A 22,071-nucleotide genomic window follows, 5' to 3' on the forward strand; every position below is an offset into this window, starting at 1 on the left:
TTTACCCCCCGATTTTAACCTTTAAGCCTATCTTCTCGAACTCTCCTCGTATCCAGCTTAAGGTTTCCTCGCTTGTTTTTAAATTTAGCTTCATTTTATATTCTTTATTTAGCCTCTGATATTTTTCACTGACCTCGTGATAGGGTAAGAGGTTTACCTCTAGGATTCCATCAAGCTTAGATATTAAGTTTACCCACTCTTTAACGTTATTAAGGCTATCGGTAATCCCAGGTATTACTGGAAGTCTTAGGATGGTCTTCTTTCCGTTTTCTAACAAAAATTTAAGGTTCTCTTTTATGATTTCGTTTGATACACCTGTATATCTTTTGTGTTCGTTAGAGTTAAAAAGCTTTATATCATAGAGGAATAGATCTGTGTGAGGAAGGATCAACGCAAGGCTTTCCCTCGGGGCATAACCGGAGGTATCCACTATGGTATTTATATATCTTTTCTTTAATTCTTTTAAACATTGCGCTAAAAACTCAGGTTGTGCTAACGGTTCTCCCCCTGAGAAAGTTACACCTCCATTTGAGCTATCATAGAAAGGTAAATCCTTTTCTACCTCTTCTATAAGCTCTGGGATACTTATTACTTTTCCGATCTTCTTAAGAGCGCTTGTAGGACATGCTTCTACACATATTCCACAACCGTTGCATCGGTTGCGGTCGATTAATACCTTTTTCTCGCTAAAGCTTATGGCTTTCAAAGGACAAGCTTCAAGGCAACCTTTGCACCTTAGGCACTTATACTCAAGGTGAGCTATTTCTATTTTTCTTGATATACCTTCAGGATTATGGCACCACCAGCAATTTAGGGGACAACCTTTCATAAATACAGTTGTTCTTATTCCTGGGCCATCGTGAATAGTATACCTTTTAATGTCGAAAATCAGCCCTTTCGTTTAAAAGACACCTCTTTTTTTAAATGCTAATCGAATTTGGCGTTTAATTTTAAAGTAATTTAACTTTATTTTTTAAGATTCCTATTTTCTCTATTTCTATCTCTACTATATCTCCTTCAATTAACGAAAAATCCTCGGGAGGGATTATCCCTGTTCCTGTTAAGCATACGCTTCCTGGAGGAACAGGGTTATACTTTAAAAGATACTCTCTTATTTCGCTTATGCTTCTTTTCATCTGCTCTGTGCTAGTTTTTCCTTCGAATATCATATTTCCGTTTCTAAATATTCTACATTCTATGTTGAGTTTAGGTTCAAGGCCTACCTCGTCAACGGTAACTATTGATGGACCTATTGCACAGCATGCTTCGAATATCTTGGCCTGGGAAAGGTAAAGGGGATTTGCTGCCTCTATATCTCTTGAAGATACATCATTTCCTGCTGTGAAACCGATTATTTCTCCATCGAATCCAAGTACAAAAGCAAGCTCTGGCTCTGGTACGCTCCAATTAGAATCTCCTCTTATCCCTATTTCCTCGTCGGGGCCTACACAGCGATGATTTGTAGCTTTAAAGAATATCTCCGGTCTTTTTGCCCTATAAACCATACTATATATTCCCTTTATACCCGTTTCTTTTTCTCTTTCCTCTTCGCTTCTTTTATAGGTTACTCCTGCTCCCCAAACCTCAGGAGGGTCTATGGGTTTTATGATCTTGAGGTTTTTGAATGGTAACCTTTTGAGACCTTGAGGATTTTCAGTTATTATTTCCTTCAGAAGATCCCCAATGCTTCTATTTTTCCTTTTTGCATCAATAGATAAATCTAATATGCTCTGATACTTATCATCTTTCGCCTCGGTTATGTCTATAACTTCTTCGTTTACCCAGACACCGAGACGAACCTCATCCCTGAGAATGAAACGTACAATTTTCAAGCTTGAACCCTCCTTTCTCTCTTCTATTATATCGTATTGATCTTTATCTAGCATGGTATTATAATTTTTTTAAATCGTGTTATTAATTTTAATGGAGGTGTCACGCTGTGAAGGAAAAGCTTCGGACCTTCTTTAACGAGATGGCTGATAAATGGGATGAGATACAAGATATATCCTATGAGAAGCTGGAACAGCTTCTTTCTCGGCTACCTATACCAAGGGGAAGCGTGATACTAGATGTGGGTTCTGGAACTGGCGTGCTTATACCTTTCCTAAGAAAGCTTTTTATGCCCTCCTTGATAGTTGAGATGGATATAGCTGAAAGGATGCTTGCTATAGCTAGGAGGAAGTTTGGAAGTGATGGAATACTTTACATTTGGGGTGACGCGGAAAGTTATAGGTTTGATATAAACTTTGATGCTATAATCTGCTACTCCTCCTTTCCTCACTTTGAGGATAAGGAAAAGGCAATCAAAAATCTCGTTAATTTTCTTGATGGGAGGGGAATATTTGCTATAGTTCATACCTTGGGGAGAGAAGATATCCGCAGGATTCATTCTATGAATGAGATAACCAAGGATGATATCCTTCCTTCGGCAGAAGAGATTTCTCTTTTATTTAAAAAGAATGGATTGGAAATCCTTGAAAGTATAGACGATGAGGACAAGTATCTTGTCGTTGGTGTAAAGGTTGAGAATCCAAGACTAAATTTATAATTTCATTTTCAGTCTCCGGCCACAATCTTACAAGATTGTGGCCGGAAAGACAGCATATATAAGTTATAATTTCATTTTAGCTCGAAGCATAAGGTTGAAGATAAGGATAGTCTATCCGCATGTGTTTTATCCTCCAGGGGTATCCTTGTGCTTGCTATTATTACGTTATAACCTTCCCTTATACCGGTTATGATAACCGTGCCGTTCTTATCCGTTTTAAATGTCTTATCTGAACCTTGGATTTCGATTGTTACATCGGGCGTGGGTTTCCCCTTGTACAACACTTGAAGTCCAAGCTCTTTGTCTTTTATAGGTTGATTTAAAGGTATTATTTCAAACTCTAAACCAACCGGTTTTAGAGATGCTTCACTCCAACTTAAAATTAGTTTGCTGTACTTTAATGGATGAGAGGAGTCCTCAACAGGTTTTCCGTATTCAACTTTTGACATGTTTTTCCATCCCTCAGGCGTTTTTACCCAGTAACCATTGTCGAAGAAAACGGTTAAAATAGCCAGATTTTTAGAGGAATCAGTCAAACTCACAGCTACCTCGCCATCTCCTTCGATCAGCTTTACCCCTAGAGGTTCTCCCTTAGGGGAAAAACCCTTAACCTCTTTGACCTTCTTGACATCGTACTTTTCAAGATCGTTTCCGTGTCCATAGGCTATAAGGAAAAGATTTCCCTTTGGTATAAACCAAACGTCGTGTCCCCATGCTACACCCGTAATAGTAAATACCAGCAGTACCGCTAACAGTAAGCGCAACTTTAATCTACCTCCTTTTAACACGAATTTTATTTTTTGTGCTATTAGGCAAGCATTATATCAATGGGGTATTACTATGTCAAGGGTTGCTTGATAGGCTTTTTTGATTTAAAATTCTTAAAGGTGGGGAATTTTAATTGAGGGAGTGTAAGGCGTGAAAAGGAGATCTTTCGTGAGAGCTTTTGTGGTGTTTTTATTTTTGCTTTTTACTACAGGTGGCTTCTCAGAGGCTAAGGAATTAATAGATCCATTTCCTTTTATAGCTTCATCTTATTTAGTTAAGATAGATGGTAAGATCGTATGGGCTAAGGATATTCATAAAAGGCTTCCTCCTGCAAGTTTGACCAAGATTATGACTGCCTTGATCGCCCTTGAGAAGATTAAACCTGATGAGATAGTTCGGGTTAGCAGAAGTGCTGCTATGGAAGACGGATCGAGGATAAGGCTTAAAGAGGGAGATAGGTTAAGGGCTATAGATTTAATTTGTGCAGCTTTAATACATTCTGCTAATGATGCCTGTAGGGCTATAGCGGAATATGTGGGTGGAAGTGAGTCTAACTTTGTAAGGATGATGAACCTTCGTGCGCAGAGGATGGGCTTGAAGAACACAAATTTCGTCAACTCTTGTGGTCATGATCACCCGAATCATTACTCAAGCGCTTACGATTTAATGATATTAACCGAAGCTGCTATGAGAAATCAAGCCTTTGCCAGAATAGTTTCAATTCCTGAAATGGAAGTGAAAACTGTTGATGGTAAGAGAACCTTTAAACTTAAGAATAAGAATAAACTTATCGATTGCTATCCAGGGGTTATTGGAGTGAAGACGGGTTATACAGATAGAGCGGGGAGATGTTTAGTGGCCTGGGCAGAGAGAGGCAATAGAAAGGTTTTATTGATCCTCTTAAATGCTCCCAATCGCTGGGATGATGCGCCTTTCCTTCTTGACCTCGCTTTTGAGTTTTAGGGGAGGGGTGGTTTTTTTTGTTAAAGTGTAGGGTTTGTGGAAAAGGCTTCGTTGGTTTTAAAATTTCGTGTGATTGTGGTGGGTTATTGGACTATTTTTATGAAAGACCTAGAGTTTTCGATGTTTGCATTGATAAGAGGTTTTTGGACATAAGAAGGTATGTTAAGTTGCTTCCGTTAAAAGAGGCTTTTTATCCAAGCCTTACATTACCTTTAACTCCTATTGTTGAAAGGACCTTTAGTAATGTAAAGGTTTTCTTTAAGCTTGAGTATTTGATGCCAAGCGGTTCCTTTAAAGATCGAGGAACCTATGTAACGGTAGCAAAGCTTAAGGAAGAGGGTATACAAGAGGTTACTTTAGACTCTTCAGGTAATGCTGCTTTAAGCCTAGCTCTTTTTTCTAAGTGTGAAGGATTAAAGGCTCACATATTTATACCTAGTCACACAAGCAAGGGTAAAAAGAGGCTCCTTAAGTTTTTGGATGCTGAGGTTCATGAGGTTGAGGGCTCGAGAATGGATGTATATAAAAAGGCAAAAAGCTTTGAAGGGGGACTATATGTATCTCATTGGTTTAATCCCTTCTTCCTTGAAGGTACAAAATTGATCGCTTACGAGGTCTATGAGCAGGTAGGCTCGATAGATTACGTTTTAAGCCCTGTAGGAAGTGGAAGTCTATTTATAGGTCTTTATAAGGGCTTTAAAGAGCTTGAAAAATATGGTAAGCTTACCATGCCTGTCATGATAGCTGTCCAAGCTAAAGGTTTTGAGAGTTTAATTGAAAGAAGCGAAGAAAAGAGTTCCTTAGCTGAAGGAATAGCTATCCCAGAGCCACCGAGAAAAGAGGAGATGAAAGAAATCCTTAAGGAAAGCTGTGGAAAAGCTATTTCTGTGGGAGATAGTGAGATAAGTGAAGCTTTAGCTGAACTCCTTTCTTTTGGTTTTCTTGTTGAACCTACATCAGCTGCAACTTATGCTGGATTTAAGATCTTATTTAATGAAGGTTATTTTAAGGGAAAGGCGAAGGTTTTGATCCCTTTAACTGGCTCTGGTTTAAAGAGCGTTTAATGCTATATGTTCACATCCTTAAGCTTCATTTGAGCTTTTACTACAGAGGATATTACTCTGGATAGCGTTTCGAATTTTTCAACCGTTTTTTCCATAACTTCAAGAGCCCTATCAAAATTATTTTTCTCTTCAAGGAGATTTTCTCTTGTTCCTGAAAGGAGCTCTGCTATGCGATAAAGCAAAGTGTAATTACTTTGCATGAATTCCATTAGCTGTTGTAAGGATTTCTGAACGCTGGTGAAAATTTCTCCCACAAGTTTAGTGCTTTCCAAGGCCTCGCTAACTGCTTTTGATAGCTCCCTTACCTGATCTGTTATGCTTTTAGCTACTTTGTTTGATTCTCCAGCTAGCTTTTGCACTTCAGAAGCCACCACAGCAAATCCCTTGCCAAACTCTCCAGCTCTTGCAGCTTCTATAGATGCATTTAAAGCTAGTAGGTTTGTTTGCTTTGCAATTTTAGTTATTTCAATAGCCATGCTTTGTATTTCACTAAACATAGAAAGCGTATGAGAGGTTTTATTTATGGATGAGAGAACCACTTCGCTTATCTTAGATATATCTGCACCAGATTTCTCCAGATCTTCAACTATTTGTTTATTAACCTCTCTAGATTTTTCTATGCTTTCTATAAGGTTTTTACTTTCTTCCCCAAATTTTTCTGAAAGCTCTTCTATTTTCTTGCGAGTTTCTTCAAAGGTTTTTTCGAGCTCCTTTAGATTTCCTTGAGATTTTCTTACTCTTGAAAGAAGAGCCTCGTCAAGTTGCGACATGAATGATGTCATTAGGTTTTCTGCAAAAAACGCCGATAAAACTCTTTCACTGCATTTATCTTTGGACCTTATCATGTTATCACCTTCCGTAGATTTCATCTATTATATCTATTCCACACTTTAGGGTTTTAAGCCATTCAAGGAATTTCTTAACGTTTTCTCCCTTAATTATAGCTCCATGTTGTGGTGCTATTACGTTTATTTCCTTTCTTTCGACCAAGCTGAGCCACTTTTTGAGCACAACGCTTGAGGCAACATATCTTTTATGGAAGCCTTCCATTAGCTTTGTATGACTATTAAAGTCCTCCACAATTGGGTATCTCTTGCCCTTTTCAAATATTGCAGCTCCTATATCGCCAGAGAAAAGAATCTTGGCCCTGGGATCATAGAGGTTGAAATTACCTGTTGAGTGAAGGAAATGAGCAGGTATTAACTCAAGCTCGACCCCTGAGGAAAGCTTTATCTTATCTCCGTTATCTGGTATGGGCACTACTCTTCTGTAATCGTATATGCCGAAGTGGGGAAGAAATCTTATCCACAGTTTCGATATATATATCCTTGCGTTTTCAGCTATGGAGAGCCAAAGCATTATTCCGGAGGATACATCTGGGTCTTGATGAGTGAAGAAGATATACTTTATCTTGCTTGGCTCTATTATTTCAGATACGTTAGCTAAAACTCTTGGGAAAACGTGAACTCCGCCTGGATCAAGTAAGACCGCTTCATTTCCATCGATTATCATATACTGGTTGGTTTGAACGATACCTTCTTCCTCCTTTTCCTCCCAAGCGAGAAATAGGAACTTATGGTTACTGTCTTCGTATAGGGTGATGTTTTCTGTCCCTTTTATATTTTGCATCTTTGACACCTCCATTTTGTGGAATAGAAGTCAAGTTGATTATAGTTCAATTATATCATCTACCTTGAGCTGTTTAAAAAGCTGTGGTAAAAATTATTAAGTATTATGACTCTATGAGTTTAAATTCCTGAGAAAGGAGAGTATTGAGAATGCTTCATAGTAGATGGGTTGTTTTAATATCAACTCTTTTAATCATGTTTTGTATAGGTGGAGTTTATGCTTGGAGTGCCTTTGCCTATGAGCTTATCAAAGGAGGATATTTTTCTGTAACACAGTCTCAAATAGTTTTCAGTTCCATAAGTGGAGGAATACCCTTTTATATGATCTTGGCAGGCAGATTGGAGCAGAAGGTTAGAAGGCTAAAAAAGGTAGTTTTACTTACCGGGATACTGTTTGGTATAAGCTATATTCTTGCGGGGCTTTTTAATGGAAATTTTTGGGGAGTATGGCTTTCTTTAGGCTTTTTAAGTGCGATAGGTATAGGGATTCTTTATGCCTTAGGTATAGGTATTCCTATAAGATGGTTCCCTGCCCATAGGAAAGGTTTGGTTGCCGGTTTAGCTGTTGGTAGCTTTGGATTGGGATCGGTAGTATTGCCGTTCATAATTATGTATTTTAAGGGCTTGGGTTACTCTGTTCATCAAATATTCATAATTGTGGGTGTTATTTATCTTTCAGTCATTTCGGTAAGCGCTATCTTTTTTGATAGGCCAAATGATCCTGAGGGATCCTTATCTGGAGAGGGAATTTCAGTGAAGATTAAGTTTTTCAATCAATGGTGTTTCTGGAGGCTCTGGCTAGGTATTTTTTGTGGTGTGTTCGGAGGGGTGACTATAATAGGTAACTTGAAAAATATAGGATTGACACTTATTAATGATGAGTTTCTTGTTACAGCAAGCATATCTTTGTTTGCGATTACTAACTGTATAGGAAGGGTTTTATGGGGATTTATAGGTGATAGAATTGGTTCTCCTCGCGCTATAGTTCTGAGCATGCTTTGTGGAGCGTTAGCTTTAATAGGACTTTACACTCTCTCCATTAGTGCTATTATATATGTGTTATTGATATTTTTGCTTGGTTTTAGCTATGGTGCGAACTTCGTTCTCTTTGCGAGGGAGACCGCTGAGTGTTATGGGATTAATAAGGTTACCTTAATTTACCCATATGTCTTCCTTGGTAATGCTCTAGCAGCAATTTGTGGACCGATCATTGGAGGGATTCTATATGATCTTTCTGGTGGATATTATAAAGTTATTTTAGTTGCCTTTTTTGTGAACTTATTAGGGGTTTCCTTCTTTGCGAAGGATGTGCTAAGGCTTATCCTATCCTTAATAAAACATCTTGGATTTTGTAAGGGGGGATAAGGCGTGTTTAAAAACAGATGGATTATACTGCTTGCGAGCTTTTCAATGATGTTCTGTGTGGGTGGGATCTATGCTTGGAGTGCCTTCGCCTATGAACTTATGAAGGGAGGGTATATTTCTGCTACACAGTCTCAGGTAATTTTTAGCTCTATAGTGGGTGGTTTTTCTGCTTTTATGATCCTTGTGGGTAAGTTAGAGCGTAAATTAAGAACTCTTAAAAAGCTTGTTTTAACTGGAGCGATTCTTTTTAGCAGTGGTTACTTTCTCGTTGGCTTCTCCGGAGGGGATTTCCTCAAAATTTGGCTTTTCTTGGGAGTTTTAGGTGCTCTAGGCATAGGTATCATTTATACATTGGGAGTAGGTATTCCTATAAGATGGTTTCCTCCAGATAGAAAGGGATTAGTTACAGGAGTTTCTGTAGGTGGTTTTGGTTTAGGAGCCATAGTTTTACCCTTTATAATCTCTTATCTGATTGGCTTAGGATATAACATCTTTCAAGTGTTTATGATCGTCGGATTGTCCTATTTAGTTATAGTTGGTTTTAGTGCCCTTCTTTTTGATAAGCCTTATTACGAGGAAAACTTCGTCAAGGAGGAAAGCGGCTTAAAGGTAAAAGACATTTTCAAAAGGTGGACTTTTTGGAGGCTTTGGCTTGGCATCTTTTGTGGGACCTTTGGTGGAATGATGGTAGCGGGGAGTTTAAAAAGTATAGGGTTAAGTAAGCTGAATAATGAATCTGTGGTAACTATAAGTATCTCCCTCTTTGCCTTTGCTAACTTTATGGGTAGAATAGTGTGGGGATGGATTGGTGATCTTATTGGTTCCCCTCGAGCTATAGTTTTAAGCTTCCTTTGCGGGGCTTTTACCTTGCTGAGCTTAAATGTTCTTTCTTTCGGCGTTGTGTTGTATTTAGTTATGGTATTTTTGCTTGGTTTTAGCTATGGTGCGAACTTTGTTCTCTTTGCGAGGGAGACCGCTGAAAGATATGGGGTTGATAAGGTTACATTGATTTATCCTTTTGTTTTTCTAGGGTATTCCCTTGCGTCCTTTGCTGGGCCAATTTTGGGGGGTTTCTTATACGATCTTTATGGAAATTATAACAGTGCTATATTAATCTCATTTTTAATTATGGTGATTGGTATTATAATTTTCTTTAAAAGTGCAGTGTTCGAAAGAAAAGCTCTTCGAATGGAGGGATGATACTTGGCTATTTTAAAACCCTTTAAGGCTTTAAGGCCTAAATCTCATTTAGTTTCTCTTGTAGCTGCACTGCCTTATGATGTGGTGGGTTTTAAGGAGGCAAAGGAAATTGTTAAGGGTAACCCTTATTCCTTCCTCAGGGTTGAAAAATCTGAGATCGAGTTCCCTTATGAGCCTGATGTTAACGATGTGAGCGTTTATGAAAAGGCCAGAGAAAATTTGGAGAATATGATTAAGGAAGGAGTATTTATTTTAGAGGAAAAGCCTTGCTTTTACATTTATAGGGAAATCATGATGGGGAGAGCTCAAACTGGCATAGTTGGATGTTGCAGCATAGATGATTATTTAAGTGGAGTTATTAAGAGGCATGAGCATACCCGTGCGGATAAGGAGCTTGAAAGAATAAAACATATAGATATATGTGATGCTAATACTGGTCCGGTTTTCCTATTTTATCCCTTTAATGAGGAAATAGACGCTTTGATTAAAAGTTGGATAGAAGCTCATGTTCCGATTTACGATTTTATTTCTGAGGATGGAGTTAAACATACCGTTTGGATTGTGGATGAGGATGAGATTATTGGTAAATTAGAAGCCCTATTTAATAAGGTTAGCTCTCTTTACATAGCTGATGGTCACCATAGGTGTGCCGCTGCCGTTAAGGTTGGTTTTGAAAGAAGAAAGGGTTCTAAATATAAGGATGGGGAGTTTAACTACTTTTTGGCAGCTGTATTTCCCGATAAGGATGTTTACATAATGGAGTATAACCGTTTAGTTAAGGATCTTAACGGTTTAAGCGAAGAGGAATTTTTAATTAGTATTAGGGATAAATTTGAAGTAGAAGAAAAGGGAGTTCACCCCTATAAGCCAGAAAGGGAACATATTTTTGGTATGTATCTTGAGGGTAAGTGGTATAAGCTTGAGGCTAGGAAGGGAAGTTATGATGAATCCGATCCAGTTAAAAGCCTTGATGTCTATATTTTGCAAGAAAATCTATTGAGGCCATTACTAGGTATATTAGATCCAAGAACTGATAAGAGAATAGATTTTGTTGGAGGTATAAGAGGGCTTGAGGAGCTTAAGAGAAGGGTTGATTCAGGAGAGATGAAGGTAGCCTTTGCCCTTTATCCTGTATCAGTTAAAGCTCTAATGGCCGTTTCTGATGCGGGTATGGTTATGCCTCCTAAATCTACATGGTTTGAGCCAAAGTTAAGGAGCGGTTTGTTTGTCCACAGATTAAGTGAGTAGAGGGAGGGTAAGCTTTTGCGCATAGCTCTTTGGGGATTTGGTGCAATGGGGAGAGGGATAGCTACTGCTTTAATTCAGAGCGATTTAATAAAGCTTGTTGGGGTAATAGATAGAGATCCTTCTCTTTCGGGTAGGGATGTGGGCGAGATCTTAGGGATAGGCCCTTATGGGATTAGAGTTTCTGACTCTCCAGAAATTATAAGAAAGGTCAATCCCGATTTAGTTATAATTGCCACAAGCTCTTTTGTTAGGGAGGTTCTTCCTCAGGTGGAGTTTGCCGTTAAGGCGTGCTCCAATGTTATAACTATAGCTGAGGAAATGGTCTTTCCCTTTTATACTTATCCTGATGAATCCAGCTATTTAGATGACTTGGCTAAACGATATGGGGTTACCATACTTGGAACCGGCGTAAATCCTGGTTTTGTATTAGACACTCTTATAATTGCCTTGACGGGGGTATGCTTGAAAGTTGAAAGAATAGTTGCAAGAAGAATAAACGATCTCTCCCCCTTTGGTAAAACTGTCATGGAATCCCAAGGGGTTGGTAAAACCTTAAGCGAGTTTGAGAAGGGTTTAAGAGATGGAAAAGTCGTTGGGCACATTGGTTTCCATCAGAGCATCGGGATGATATCAAGGGCTTTAGGTTGGAGGATAACGAGGGTAGAGGAGGAAAGAAGGCCTATCGTATCTAAAGTTTATAGGGAAACCCCGGTTGTTAAGATTGAGCCTGGCTTAGTTGCTGGCTGTGAGCACTTGGTTAAGGCTTATATGGGAGACAAATGCGTGATCGAGTTTTATCATCCTCAGCAAGTCTATCCTCATCTTGAGGGGATCGAAACCGGTGATTACATAGAGATTTATGGTGATCCAGATATAAAGCTTGCTATAAGGCCTGAGATACCTGGTGGGAAAGCTACTGTTGCCATAGCAGTTAACATGATCCCAATTGTCTTGAGGGCAGAGTCTGGATTAAAGTGTATGGCCGATCTTCCTGTGCCGAGATCGATGTTATCATGCTGGAGATAAAGGGTGGCCTTCATCTAATCTAAAGGGTTTGAAGGTAGAGGAAGGGCATTGCTTATTTTCATACTTTATGATAAAACAAGAGCATAAAGCGCTAATTAGACCAAGGAGTAGATATTGATTGTAAGATTTTTGAGAAAATATTAGCTTCAGATAAAGTCCGAATTTCCCTTTCCTGGATTTGGGGAAGTCACATCCTTAAAGTTGGTCTATAAATTTGCTTTTGGAGGTTGGAGGCTTAAGCTTTTAAGGAATGCGATGAGCGTTGAGTATAAGGTTGATTGGTGGAGCGTATTTAGAGAGATACTTTCCTCTCACTCTCCCGAGAAGATTAGATTCCCTTCAGTGAGTCTAGTTAAGGAGGAGGATGGTTTCGGTTTTTTTAGGATTGGGGAAAGAGAGTTTTATTTCCCTTTGTCTTTCTACTCTCAAAGCCTTTTAGGATTTATTTACTGGGAGGTCTTTGACAGGAAGGTCTATGAGGGTGGGAACTGCTTAATTCAACCTGGTGACTGGGTGGTTGATGCAGGGGCATGCGAGGGCTTCTTTTCTCTTTATGCGTTAGAGAAGGGAGCTAACGTTCTCGTTTTTGAGCCTATACCTGAATTAGCGAAGGCTCTTGAGATGACGCTTAAGAAATATATAGATGAGGGAAGGGCTAAGGTTTTCCCTTTAGGTCTTGGTAGTAGAAATGCTAGTGTGGAAATGTTTGTTTCAAGAAAAAGTGTGATAAGTAGTAGTTTTTCCAAAGATAAGATAGACTATCTTAAAGAAGAGTGGCTAGACTTTGAAAGAAAGATATTAAGAGTTGCTCCTCTTGATGAGCTTTTAAGATCTAATCTTTTGCCTCCTATATCTTTCATTAAGGCGGATGTGGAGGGTTATGAGAGGGAGCTACTTTTGGGTGCTTCTGAGGTTATCCGCAGATATAAGCCTCGTTTATCTATATGTACTTATCATCTTCCAGATGATTATATTGAGATACCGAAAATAGTTGAAGGCTTTGGCCTAAACTATAAAATAATACTAAAAGTGCATGGTAACACCTTAAGTATTATGCATGCTTGGTAAAGAGGGGGCTGGATGGCTTTGGTATGTAATTGGAGAACTTGGTTTTATGAGGATATTCTTGAAAAGGTGAGGTAGGTTGTTATGTAAGGTTTTTGGGGGTATTATATTTTGGATTTTTGTTTTTTCTTTATCTTTAGATTTGGATGGGGATGGGTTGTTAGAGGATGTATCTTTTTACCCTCATGTTGATAACGCTATCAGGGTTTTTAGAGAGGGCGTTGAAGTTTGGAAAGGGGTTCCCGCTCGCTGGGAAGCATGGAAGCTTGTTATAGCTGATGTCGATGGTGATGGTATAAAGGAGCTTTTGGTTGGGGTTAATATTAAAACTCGATTTTTTCCTAACAAGCATAGGAGTATCTTTGTTTTAGGATGGAATGGAAGCTTTGCTTATCCTCGCTGGCTTGGTTCTCACATGTCTAAGCCCTTAATTGATTTTACGGCTTTTAACTTGGATGGTTTGCCTCAGGATGAGCTTATAACTTTAGAGGAGACTCGCGAAGGCAGACGTTGTTTATTAGTTTATAGATGGGTCGGTTTTGGTTTCATTGTGATTTGGCATAGTGAGCCGTTTAATGGTGGAGAGCTTTTCAATGATGGAAGTGTAGTCGGGGTAAAGTTTCAAGATGGGGGATTTCGCATAGTTCGATTTTTTAACGGGGGATTTCTTTTAAGGCCTTATCCTTGAGAGGATAAGTGAAAATTTAAGGAGGTAGAATTATGAGATTAAAAATTTTTTTATTTTTAGTATTAGGTTTTTGTTCCCTTTTATCTGGCCCATCCTTAAGTTATGTAAAGATTGAGGATGTTTCTAATATTGATAGGTTTCATATACCCGATAGCTCTAAGGCCCTGTTGGAGAAAAATCTCTTTGTAGTTTGTCCTGCTAGTCATTGGCAGCCTTTCTTTGTATACGAGGATAACGTATATCGCCGTATACCTAACTTTGTTACCGTTGATAGCGTTCTTCATCTTTATCATCTTTTCTTTAACTTCACCTTAAGGAAATTGGAGGAAGAAAGATTTCTACCCCTTCTTAAAACCTTTACAAGAGGGCTTCTATCTCAAACTATTAGAACCTATGATAGCCTTCAAGGTGGGGAGCTTAAAGAAGCGGCCTTACGAAACGTAGCTTATGTAGGTGTGGCATTTAACTTACTTGGCCTTAAGGGGGAGCTTCCTCCTCAGGCTCAATCTATGGTTTCGAGGGAGCTCAATCTTATCAGAGAAAGGCCTGGTTTAGTTGAAGGGAATATATTCCCATATGCGATCGACTATACTCAGTTTATTCCTCGAGGGCATTACGCGGGAAAGGAAAGCCTAAGGCGATACTTTATGGTTATGGCTTGGTATGGCCTTGTCCCCTTTTCCCCAGCCTATAGGGATTCTGAGGGTAACCTGAAGTTAAGCTCGAGAGTGGCCCTTCAGACGATGCTCATAGTTAATGATGTTTATTCAGCTGGTTTAGTTGATACATGGGATAGGTTATTTAAACCACTTAACTATTTTGTTGGTTTTTCTGATGACCTTACAGTGAGAGAGGTAAGAGGTCTTTTAGAAAGCGTTTATGGCAAGAGGTATAACCTATCTGATCTTTCTAACCCGAGCGCACTAAGATTATATATAGATAAGTTTATTAAGCTAAGACAGCCTAGGATTAAGCCTAAGTTAGCTCACCTTGCTGGAAGGTTGCCTAACTTACCTGATCCTGAGGCCTCTCAGTTTCGGCTGATGGGACAGCGTTATACCCCCGATAGCGAAGTTTTACAAGAGCTTTCTGATCCTAAGGAGCGTCCTATACCATGCGGTTTAGATCTTATAGCTGTTATGGGAAGTGATAGGGCTTATCAGATAATCGATGGAGGATATAGGGTTTATGGTTTGCCGGAAGCTTTTGGCAAACTTGTGTGGAAGGAATATATTAATAGGCGCGATGAGTTAGCCCAGAGGTTTAGTCAGCTTAGGGAAGGCGATTGGACCTCTACACTTTATTGGGGTTGGCTTTGGGTCTTAAAAAGCTTGATTGAGCCTGTTGATGAAAGATGCCCTCCTTTTATGAAAAACGTTGCCTGGAAAGATAAATCTATCCAGACCGCTTTAGCCTCTTGGGTTCAGCTACGTCATGATATCGTACTTTATGCTAAGCAATCCTTTGTAGGCGCTGAAGGGGGAGACGGAAGTGAGGAAGTTGTTAAAGGTTATGTGGAGCCTAACGTTGAAGCTTGGAAGCGCTTGCTTACTCTGATTCGTCAAACTAAAAAGTTATTCAATTACCAGAGATTGTTTGTTAAGGGTGTGGATGAGAAGTTAAATAGACTTGAAAATATGATTGATTTTTTACTTAAATGTGCTGAAAAAGAACTTAAAGGAGAGCCTTTAAGCGAACAAGACTATATCAGGATAGAGACTATAGGCGGAGAGATGGATTTCCTCGCTTTGGAAGTAGTTAGCGATGGTAAAGCTTCAGGTTGGATGGAATTAGTTCATCCCTCTGATAGGAACATGGCATGTGTCGTTGATGTTCACACCGCAGATATTCGTGTAGAAGGTTTTGGACATCAAGTTTTGGAGGAGGCTATCGGGCATGCTAACGAGATATTTGTTATCGTTCCTATAGAAGGTAAGCCTACTTTAACTCGAGGGGCTGTTTTCAGTTATTATGAGTTTTTATGGCCAGCCTCTGATAGATTGACTGATGAAAGATGGCAGGAAATGTTATCTAGAAATATAGCACCGCCTCAACCATCTTGGACAGGTTCCTTTACATCTCCTGAGAAAATAAAAGTAAAAGAAACCCCGGCACCTTGATGGTATTATACATTGCTAATTTTGTATAAATATGATATCATTTTGATGAGACTTAATTAGAATATTTAAATGAAATTATTCTTACCAAAATATGAAAGGAGTAGGTACAAAAATGGTTAAAAAGGCTCCCTATGGTATTATAATTCCTCCTGTTATACCCTTTAAGAAAGATGGGGCGCTTGATAAAACTGCGCTCAAAGAGCTTATAGAGTTTTGGTGTAAGCATGTTGACGGTTTCTTTATATGCGGTACGGTTTCATCTGGTCCATTGATGACAGTAGATGAGAAAAAAGAGCTTACGGAGAAGTTTATTGAATACGTTAATGGTTGTTGTCCAGTATTCGTTCATGTTGGATCGCCCTCTACTTATGAAGCGTTGGATCTTGCTAAGCATGCTGAAAGGGCAGGTGCTGATGCCATTGCGGCTGTTCCTCCTTATTACTATCCTCACACTTCGAGTGCCATTAAAAGCTATTATGAAACGATATTGAGCTCTGTTTCTTTGCCATTTTATGTTTATACTATACCTCAGAATACGAATGTTAATTTATCAGTTGAGCTTTTAAAAGAGCTAGCGGATATGGGAATAAATGGCATAAAGGACAGTACCCTTAATTTCTCATATCACATGGAGTTGAGGAGGAAGCTTGCTCCTTTAGGTTTTGAGGTAATTCAAGGAAGCGATTCTCTTTTGGTTCCCAGTTGGATGGCGGGAAGTCGTGCATGCGTTTCCGGAATTGCTAATGGTTTGCCTGAATTGGTTAAAGATGTTCTTAGGAAGTGCGAAGAGAGATATTATGAGGAAGCCTTTCATATGCAACAGGTTCTACTGAGTATCAGGGATTCCTTTGGACAGGCTTCTTTTATTCCGATGCTTTACGGGCTTCTTAAATTGAGGGGGTTAAATGCTGGATATCCTAGACAACCTTTTATCCCTGTTTCTGATGATCTGTTAAGGAATGTGGAGCAGAATTTAAAAGAATTGGGAGTTTTATAAGTTATTAAAAAGAAAAACAAGCTTTAAGGAAGGAGGGGGTAGTTTTGGGGAAAAAGTTGGTTGTGGTATTGATGGTAACAGCTTGTATAGGGTTGGTGGCTTCCGGTGCTTTTGCCTCTGAAAGTACCCTGATATTTGCCACACAAAGTCCTGGGACGAGCTGGTATGCTTATGCTACAGTGATGTCTGGTCTAATTAGTACGGTGTTGCCTCAGGGTTATAAAGTTGATGTTCAAACGATATCCCCTGGAGGACTTGCTGCTCCTTTTCTTATTGCTGAAGGAAAGGCACATTTAACGTTTGCTAATGCGGCGGCAGTTAAATGGGCTCTTGAGGGAACTGTTCCGGGTAGGCCTAAAATTAGCGGTGTTACCGCTCTCGCAGGAGGGTTTGATACTCCCTTCCTTGTGGTGATATTCACTGATAACTTTGTTAAGAAGACAGGTATAGCTACCATGGAGGATTTAGTTAAGAAGAAGCATCCTGTTAGAATAGCAGTTAAGGCTTTGGGATCCTTTGGTGAGATAGCATGTAAACATGTTTTTAGCGCTTATGGTGTTACCTATGACGATATTAAATCATGGGGTGGATCCATTACACATACTGGTCCAGCTCAGATCGTGGATCTTTTGAGGGATGACAAGGCTGATATAACCATCGACCACATACCTGCAGGTCAAGCTGCTATAAGTGAGCTTTGCATGACTACCAAGGTTCATTTTATACAGCTTCCTGATGAAATTATTGCAAAGCTTAATCAGATGGGATGGGATACTTATGTTATGCCTGCAGGGACATGGAAGGGACAGGAAAAGGATATTAAGACGGTTGGTAGCGGAACGGTCTTAATAGCTACTGATAAATTGCCAGGGGATGTAGCCTATGCAATAACGAAGAAGCTTTGTGAAAGTAAAAAGGAATTGGTTTCTGCTTTTGCTGCTTTAGAGGTATTTGATCCAGCTACCGCATGGAAACCGCTTAAATGCGGGGCTCCCCTTCACCCTGGTGCGGAGAAGTATTACAAAGAGAAAGGGTACATGAAATAGTAAATGCTGATATAGAGATATTAGTGATGTTAATTTCTGGCCCTCCTGATAGGTTTGCAAACCTATCAGGAGGGTTTTTTAAAAGCTGATTAGGAGGTGAATTCGTTTTGGAATTTAGATCTTTCTTTAAACGCCATATTGCTATTTTGATTTCAGTGTCGTGGATCTTGTTTCAGCTTTATATAGCTTTAGTTAAACCCCTTCATCCTATGTTACAGAATCCAATACATTTGCTTTTTGCTCTTTTATTGGTTTTTGTATATTTTCCAAGCGGTAAGGGATGGTTGAGAGTGATTGATATAGTGAGTGGAATTGCTTTAGGTTTTCTGGCTTACTATTTTATAGCTCATACCCTTAGGCTTCAAACAAGGTGGCCTTATGTAGATCCTATATTAAGCATAGATATAATTGCTGGTTTAATTACAATTGTTCTTTTACTTGAGGCGGTTAGGCGTGCTGTTGGAATAGAGCTCTTTATCTTGAGTTTGATGTTCTTAGTTTACGCGATTTGGGGGAAATACTTTCCAGGCTTACTTAAATTTAGCGGCATAGGGTTAAATCAGTTTGTGGAATTGATGGTAATGGGACCTGATGGTATCTTTGGTGTACCCCTATCTACATCGACAAGCATGATATTTTACATTATTCTGTTTGGTGCCTTTTTCTCAGAGTTAGGCGGTAAGCTTCTTATTGACATTGGGTTGAAGATAGGTGGAAGACAATATGGTGGTCCAGCTAAAGCTGCGGTTATATCGAGTGGTTTAATGGGTATGGTGAGTGGTAGCGCTGTGGCTAATGTTAGCACTACGGGAGTTATAACTATCCCTCTTATGAAAAGGATAGGTTATAAACCGGAGGAAGCTGGAGCTATTGAGGCTGTTGCATCAACTGGAGGCCAAATTATGCCTCCTATAATGGGTGTAGGGGCATTTATAATGGCTGAGTTTTTAGGTGTTAGATATGGATTTATAGCAAAATCAGCGATATTCCCTGCTCTATGCTATTACTTGACCTTATGGTTTGTGGTTGATTTTCTCGCAAGAAAGCGTAATATTAGGCAGATTCAGATGGAACAGTTTCTAAGTATAGAGCCTATTTTGCCGCGTTTGCATTCCTTAATACCAATGATAGCCCTTATTTGGTATATTTTCTCAGGAGCGTCTCTAGGTAGAGCTGCGATTATGAGTACCGCTATAGCTATATTAATAAACGGGTTTAACTATATATTGAGATTTAAAAATGTATTAGGTTTAAGAGATTTCTTAGATTGTCTTATTCAGGCGACGAAACAGGCAGTGGGAGTTGCAGTTCCCACGGCAGCCTGTGGCATCATAATAGGTATAGTAGTTCAATCAGGATTGGCTGCTAAAGCTAGTAATCTATTGATTAGCGTAGGGCATAATAATTTAGCTCTATCTTTAATTATAACTATGGTAGGTTGTATTGTGCTTGGCATGGCTGTTCCCACAGTAGCCGTTTATATATTAGGAGCGGTTTTCTTTGCACCTAATTTGATAAAGTTAGGACTTCCTCCTCTTGTTGCTCATATGTTTGTTTTTTACTTTGGAGCTATAGCTCAAATTACTCCGCCGGTTTGTTTAGCTTCTTTTACCGCTGCGGGAATTGCAAAAGCAAGCTCATGGCGTACTGGGTGGATTGCCTTTAGCTATGCTTTGACCGGTTTTCTTGTCCCATTTGCTTTTGCATATAAGCCTGAGTTGTTGTTACTTGGATCATTTTCTGAATCAATCGGTGCCTTTTTATTGGTGATTTGTGGAGGCGTTTTATTAGCTTCTAGTTTAGTCGGATATTTTATGGTTCCTATAAAAAGCTTACTATTAAGGGTTATCTTAGGGGTTTCAGCTATAGGAGTTATATTGCCCGAGATTATAAGCTCTATCTTAGGGTTAAGCATTGGGGCTTTGATACTTATTTTTAATCACATTTATGTAAGAAGAGCTTTAAAGGGGTGACTTGAATGATTGGGTCTCGCTATGATGTGATAATCTTGGGTTCTGGACTTTCCGGCTTATGTGCTGCAATGCGTATATTAGAGCTTGAAAAGGCGAATATCTTAGTTCTATCTCCTGGATCAGGAGCTACCCCATATATAGCGGCTATAAATGTAGCTTTACCATATAATCCGTGGGGGGATAGTGTTAAGCAGCATTACCTAGATACAATGGAAGCAGGTTTCTGGATAAATGATCCGATGCTTGTTGAGGAGATGTGTTTTTCTGCTCCAAGATGTATAGAACTTTTGCAAGAGTGGGGAGTAAGATTTGCATCAAAGGATGGTGATTTTCTTCGCAGACGTACCTCTGGTTCAAGCTATCCCCGGTCACTCTGTCAAACTAGTGGATTGATAGGAGGACAAATTAGTAGTTTACTGAGAGAGGTTCTTTTGCGAAAAGGAGTAAAGTTTGTAAGGGGTTTTTGTAATAACTTAATAGTTTATGATGGTAGGGTTTACGGTGTGAGCTTTGTTACCCATGATGAAAGTGATTCTAAAAATATATTTGCTCCTGTTGTGGTTGCTGCGTGGGGTGGTATAGGTACGCTTTTTCCTGATTCTACCTACCCTTCAGATGTGGATGGAAGAGGTCTTGCTATTGCCTTTGAAGCTGGAGTTTCTCTTATTGACTTAGAGTTCTTAGAGTTTGAGCCCCTTGTTTTACTTCATCCCCCATCTTTAAGAGGCGAGCCCTGCCCTACTGCTATGCTTGGTGAGGGGGCTTACCTGTTAAACAAAAATGGTGAGAGGTTTTTGCTAAGATTTAGACCGCAAGGGGAGGCTGGAGCGCCTAAGAGTTTGATTAACATGGCTATTTGGGATGAAGTATCTAGGGGTAATGGTTCACCTCACGGTGGGATCTATGTTGATTTGCGACATATACCTGAGAGCACGTTAAGGGCTTATCCATGGTTTTATAATAGAGTTGTTAGTGTTGGTCTGGATCCAAAAAGGGACCTCTTAGAAGTTGGCCCAATGGCTCACAGTCACTCTGGAGGTATAAAGGTGGAAAGAGGGTATAGGACGTCTGTGAAAGGGTTTTTCGCTATAGGGGAGGCTGCTGGTGGAATACATGGTGCATGTAGGTTGGGTGGTAATGCTGCTACACAAGCTTTAGTCTCAGGAATTTTAGCAGCGGAGGAAATAGCTAAAGAAAGAGAAGAGAATGAAAGGGAGTTTGAAAAAGCTTTGGGAAAGAAAAGCTTAATAGATAGTTCTATAAGGTTTAAGAGAAACGCTTCTATTATGGGAGAGAAAATTTGTTTAATAAAAGATATATTAAGAAAGGCTTTTGGTTTTCGACGTAGTGGGTGTGAACTTGAGAGGGCATTTAATCTTATAAGCGATATTCTCGAATCTACCGAGCTTAAGCTCGATACCTTCTCATATCAGACAGTTCTTTCTGCTTTATTGCTGATAAAAGCTGCCTTTTTAAGGGAAGAAACACGTGGTTCTCACTATAGAGAGGATTATCCCTTTATTAAGCCCCAGTGGCAGTGCTCGATTGAGATATTTAAGGGGGAGGATGGTTCCGTCTGCTGGAGAAAAGTATCTCGGAGTCCCACTGAGGAGGGTTTCAAGTCTTGCTTTTAAAGGGAAAGGTAGCCATAATCACTGGAGCGAGCAGGGGTATAGGTAAGGCTATAGCTTTGGTCTTTGCTCAGCATGGTGCTTTTCTTGTGATTAATGGGACTAAGGGTGAACTTTTGGAGAAGTTGAGGGATGAAATAAGGAGCATGGGACGGAAATGTATTATTCAAGTTGGAGATGTGTCTGATCCCGATACGGGGGTCAAGCTTGCGAAATCTGCTTTTGATGAATTTGGCCATATTGATATTCTTGTTAATAATGCAGGCATAATAACGCGTACTACTACTTTGGATACTGAACCAGAGGAATGGCGTAGGATAATAGAAGTAAACTTAAGCGGTACATTTTATTGCTGTAAGGCGGTCTTGCCTTATATGATTAATCAGAAATATGGCAAGATTATAAATATATCCTCTACAAGAGGAAAAGCTCCCCATCCGAATGCATCTCCTGCTTATGGTGCTTCTAAAGCAGGAATAATATATTTAACTCGGCATCTAGCTTTAGAGATGGGTAAATATAACATATATGTCAATGCTATTTGTCCCGGTCCTATAGAGACGGAGATGGTATCTACCTGGGAGAGGGATTATCGCGATCAAGTTATAAGCAAGATCCCTTTGGGTAAGCTTGGATTGCCTGAAGATGTAGCTAATTTAGTTTTGTTTTTGGCCTCAGATATGTCGAACTTTATAACCGGTGAGGCTATAAATATCAATGGTGGAGCATATATGGATTAAT

General features: G+C 39.4%; 19 protein-coding genes and 1 pseudogene. 15 read left to right on the forward strand and 5 right to left on the reverse strand.

The genetic code is table 11. The features are described from left to right. Position 1: 1 nt before the first annotated feature. Positions 2-892 carry a glycyl-radical enzyme activating protein gene (locus NZ900_06640; GenBank protein ID MCS7233767.1) on the reverse strand — a complete coding sequence of 297 codons (891 nt, stop codon included), beginning with the start codon at positions 890-892 and terminating at the stop codon, positions 2-4. A gap of 58 nt (positions 893-950) precedes the next feature. After that, positions 951-1,832 (reverse strand): fumarylacetoacetate hydrolase family protein, encoded by an 882-nt coding sequence (locus NZ900_06645; GenBank protein MCS7233768.1) that lies wholly within the window; start codon positions 1,830-1,832, stop codon positions 951-953. Positions 1,833-1,939: 107 nt separating this feature from the next. Between NZ900_06645 and NZ900_06650 the strand changes: the two genes are divergently transcribed. After that, a complete protein-coding gene (locus NZ900_06650; GenBank protein ID MCS7233769.1) occupies positions 1,940-2,548 on the forward strand; it encodes a class I SAM-dependent methyltransferase in 609 nt (202 codons plus the stop codon). Positions 2,549-2,619: 71 nt separating this feature from the next. On the opposite strand, the gene NZ900_06655 is transcribed toward NZ900_06650, so the two are convergent. Then, positions 2,620-3,312: a DUF4198 domain-containing protein gene (locus NZ900_06655; GenBank protein MCS7233770.1), complete on the reverse strand. Its 693-nt coding sequence runs from the start codon at positions 3,310-3,312 to the stop codon at positions 2,620-2,622. A 154-nt stretch (positions 3,313-3,466) separates the two neighbouring features. On the opposite strand from NZ900_06655, the gene NZ900_06660 reads away from it, so the two are divergent. Further along, positions 3,467-4,279 (forward strand): D-alanyl-D-alanine carboxypeptidase, encoded by an 813-nt coding sequence (locus tag NZ900_06660; protein MCS7233771.1) that lies wholly within the window; start codon positions 3,467-3,469, stop codon positions 4,277-4,279. 17 nt (positions 4,280-4,296) lie between these two features. Next, on the forward strand, positions 4,297-5,343 hold the full coding sequence (locus NZ900_06665; GenBank protein MCS7233772.1) for a pyridoxal-phosphate dependent enzyme: 1,047 nt from the start codon (positions 4,297-4,299) through the stop codon (positions 5,341-5,343). Positions 5,344-5,345: 2 nt separating this feature from the next. Here the strand turns inward: NZ900_06665 and NZ900_06670 are convergent. Beyond that, positions 5,346-5,831 (reverse strand): annotated as a pseudogene (locus tag NZ900_06670) (methyl-accepting chemotaxis protein). 361 nt (positions 5,832-6,192) lie between these two features. Next, complete coding sequence (locus NZ900_06675) at positions 6,193-6,972, reverse strand: FprA family A-type flavoprotein (GenBank protein MCS7233773.1); 780 nt, start codon at positions 6,970-6,972, stop codon at positions 6,193-6,195. Between the two features lie 149 nt (positions 6,973-7,121). Here NZ900_06675 and NZ900_06680 point away from each other — a divergent pair, with 149 nt between their 5' ends. The 12 genes from NZ900_06680 to NZ900_06735 all read left to right on the forward strand — a co-directional run bounded on the left by NZ900_06680 (position 7,122) and on the right by NZ900_06735 (position 22,070). Continuing rightward, positions 7,122-8,336, forward strand: a complete 1,215-nt coding sequence (locus tag NZ900_06680) for an MFS transporter (protein ID MCS7233774.1) — start codon at positions 7,122-7,124, stop codon at positions 8,334-8,336. 3 nt (positions 8,337-8,339) lie between these two features. After that, complete coding sequence (locus tag NZ900_06685; protein ID MCS7233775.1) at positions 8,340-9,536, forward strand: MFS transporter; 1,197 nt, start codon at positions 8,340-8,342, stop codon at positions 9,534-9,536. Between the two features lie 3 nt (positions 9,537-9,539). Further along, a complete protein-coding gene (locus NZ900_06690) occupies positions 9,540-10,784 on the forward strand; it encodes a DUF1015 family protein (GenBank protein MCS7233776.1) in 1,245 nt (414 codons plus the stop codon). 15 nt (positions 10,785-10,799) lie between these two features. Continuing rightward, on the forward strand, positions 10,800-11,810 hold the full coding sequence (ord, locus tag NZ900_06695; protein MCS7233777.1) for a 2,4-diaminopentanoate dehydrogenase: 1,011 nt from the start codon (positions 10,800-10,802) through the stop codon (positions 11,808-11,810). Positions 11,811-12,011: 201 nt separating this feature from the next. Continuing rightward, on the forward strand, positions 12,012-12,878 hold the full coding sequence (locus NZ900_06700) for an FkbM family methyltransferase (GenBank protein MCS7233778.1): 867 nt from the start codon (positions 12,012-12,014) through the stop codon (positions 12,876-12,878). A gap of 154 nt (positions 12,879-13,032) precedes the next feature. Continuing rightward, complete coding sequence (locus NZ900_06705; GenBank protein MCS7233779.1) at positions 13,033-13,563, forward strand: hypothetical protein; 531 nt, start codon at positions 13,033-13,035, stop codon at positions 13,561-13,563. A 32-nt stretch (positions 13,564-13,595) separates the two neighbouring features. Beyond that, positions 13,596-15,683: a DUF3160 domain-containing protein gene (locus tag NZ900_06710; GenBank protein MCS7233780.1), complete on the forward strand. Its 2,088-nt coding sequence runs from the start codon at positions 13,596-13,598 to the stop codon at positions 15,681-15,683. 112 nt (positions 15,684-15,795) lie between these two features. After that, entirely contained in the window at positions 15,796-16,680 is an 885-nt protein-coding gene (locus NZ900_06715; GenBank protein MCS7233781.1) for a dihydrodipicolinate synthase family protein, read from the forward strand. Positions 16,681-16,724: 44 nt separating this feature from the next. Next, entirely contained in the window at positions 16,725-17,726 is a 1,002-nt protein-coding gene (locus tag NZ900_06720) for a TAXI family TRAP transporter solute-binding subunit (protein MCS7233782.1), read from the forward strand. Between the two features lie 107 nt (positions 17,727-17,833). Continuing rightward, entirely contained in the window at positions 17,834-19,699 is a 1,866-nt protein-coding gene (locus NZ900_06725) for a TRAP transporter fused permease subunit (GenBank protein MCS7233783.1), read from the forward strand. Between the two features lie 5 nt (positions 19,700-19,704). Continuing rightward, positions 19,705-21,333 carry an FAD-binding protein gene (locus NZ900_06730; protein ID MCS7233784.1) on the forward strand — a complete coding sequence of 543 codons (1,629 nt, stop codon included), beginning with the start codon at positions 19,705-19,707 and terminating at the stop codon, positions 21,331-21,333. Further along, positions 21,324-22,070: an SDR family oxidoreductase gene (locus NZ900_06735; protein ID MCS7233785.1), complete on the forward strand. Its 747-nt coding sequence runs from the start codon at positions 21,324-21,326 to the stop codon at positions 22,068-22,070. The genes NZ900_06730 and NZ900_06735 overlap by 10 nt, the downstream gene beginning before the upstream one ends. Position 22,071: the final 1 nt, after the last annotated feature.

Source organism: Synergistota bacterium (assembly GCA_025060595.1).
GTDB lineage: Bacteria > Synergistota > GBS-1 > GBS-1 > GBS-1 > 42-11.